Genomic DNA, 2,194 nt, shown 5'->3' on the forward strand with positions numbered 1-2,194 from the left:
ATCCATCATACCTTCTACAACAGTTAATACAACCTGCTTCTCCAAACCTGTCTTTGCAGCGATTTCGCTGACAATTTCTGCTTTTGTCATAGTTGCAACGAAATGCAAATATGCTAAAAATTCTAAAAAAAGTGCGTTTTTGCAGATTTTATTGGTTTCTTTGCAAAAATGCAGTCCCCTGTCTGTCCCCCGAATGAAATTTTGTCCTTCGGAATGATTCTGTAATACACTGAATGCTAATAGATTAAATTCGGCATTTTACATTCTGTGTGGGTAAATAAAAACTCTGCATCGGAAAATGATTTGTTTAAAACAACTATAAGGAAGTCGCTGAATTTCAGCGGCTTTTTTTTATTTGGTTTAGAGTACCTTCTTCTACATTTTCAAAATGCAAAATGCAAAAATGCAATGCACTGATATTTAATTTGTTACGAAATCCGTCTTTGCGTTTTTTGCGAAAAAGGGCGAAAAAACGTGTTTTGAACGGATATTTTGGTCAGAAAGTCGCGTTATTTTCATTGTAGGATATTAATAAGGGCTATCCTTTATCGGGTCCTCGCCTCACCCCTGTGCATTTTTGCAAATTTGCAAACACAAAGAATATGGGGGTGAAGGGGCATACCTTATTTAATTATTAAATATATTTAATAACTTAATATATTATATAGGGACACACCCATACACATTTTGCACAATGCAAAAATGCAAAAATGCAAAGGGACGGTTAAGCGAGAGGATTCCCAAATTTATTTGAGGAAGACCGAGCGTGAGTTCCTTCGATGATGGAACATCATCAAAAATGCAAAGGAGCGAGCGCATAACACCAAGCTGGCTTGGGGTTATGCCGAGCGGAAGCAGTTTCGCAAATGAAAATTTGCAAAAAACTTTACACCCCTCCAGGCGCATGGCATGGAAAAATTTACGGCATGGCGTAGCGGTAATTTTTCTCTCGCGAAGAAAAAATCCAACGCGCCGGCAAAGAAAAACCATGATTCCAATAAAATTTTACAAATAAGCGAAAATAATTCCGTTTTTATTTTGTTATCACAAAATAAAGCATTATCTTTGCAGTGTTATTCCGGACAACAAAACAACAACCATTAGCTGTTGGACATTGGACATTGGCAAAGCAGCAAACACCCCGCCAACGTCATCCTGACCATACCTCATTCAAAAAAAATAAAAGATGTTTTCGATGAGCGAAGGCGAATAACTTGTTTCAGGATCTGTCCGCGGAGAAGGACAAGGAAGGCTCGCGGTGAGATGCTGAAACAAGTTCAGCATGACGTATGGAAAGCCAATGGCTAACAGCCAAAAGCCAAAGTAAAAAAGAGACCAGACATGAGCACATAAGCTACATAAGAGAACCGGCCAAACTCAAAAATATGTTCTTTTGTTCTTCTGTCAAAAACAAAACATTCACAAACTAAAAACCGCAACCCCAGCGGAAACACCCTACTTCACACATATGCGGTTCTCCCCATAGAGGGGGAGATGTCCGAACGGACAGAGGGGGTCTTGGGGGCTTAACTTTATGTCAATCAAAATCAAAGCAATCGAGAGAAACGTGGCCTTTGAGAAAGGCACCGAGAAGTGGGCGTTCGTGATGCAGCCCGAGTTGTACAGCCGCCTGGGTGAGAACAAGGTGGTGCAGGAAGCCGCCCTGCGAAGCGGCATCGGCAAGGGAGCCATCTCTGCCGCCTGGGAAGCCATCGGCGACGTGATCCGCGCCTGGGCAACCGAGGGTCACAGCGTGGCCGTGCCCGGACTGGGCACCATGCGCTTCGGCGTGCGAAGCAACTCCGTGGAGAAGGTGGAGGACGTGAACTCCGCGCTCATCACCAGCCGACGCGTAATCTTCACCCCCAGCACCGAAATCAAGGACGAGCTGGCAAAGACCGCCATCAGCATCACCTGCTACGACCGCAACGGCAACGTCATCAAGCAGGTAACCAGCGACGACGACGGCAACGTGGACAACGGCGAGGAGCCCGACCCCACGCCCAGTAATCCAACGCCCAACCCCGACGATGAGGAGGGTAACGGAGGATTGGCGGGGTAAAAGGGGGACCCTCCCCCGGCCCAAAACCCCCTCTGCCCCTTTGGGGCATCTCCCCCTCTATGGGGAGAACTGAGGGGGAACAGGGGGCTAACGCTCGCTAACGGCTAATGGCCTTTCATACACACACAGTAA

Annotated in this window: 1 pseudogene; it reads left to right on the top strand. The window is 45.9% G+C overall.

What is annotated here, in order from left to right:
- The first annotated feature begins 1,534 nt into the window (after nt 1-1,534).
- Nucleotides 1,535-2,062 (top strand): annotated as a pseudogene (locus IKL48_03090) (hypothetical protein).
- Nucleotides 2,063-2,194: the final 132 nt, after the last annotated feature.

Source organism: Elusimicrobiaceae bacterium, assembly GCA_017520185.1.
Classification (GTDB): Bacteria; Elusimicrobiota; Elusimicrobia; order Elusimicrobiales; family Elusimicrobiaceae; genus Avelusimicrobium.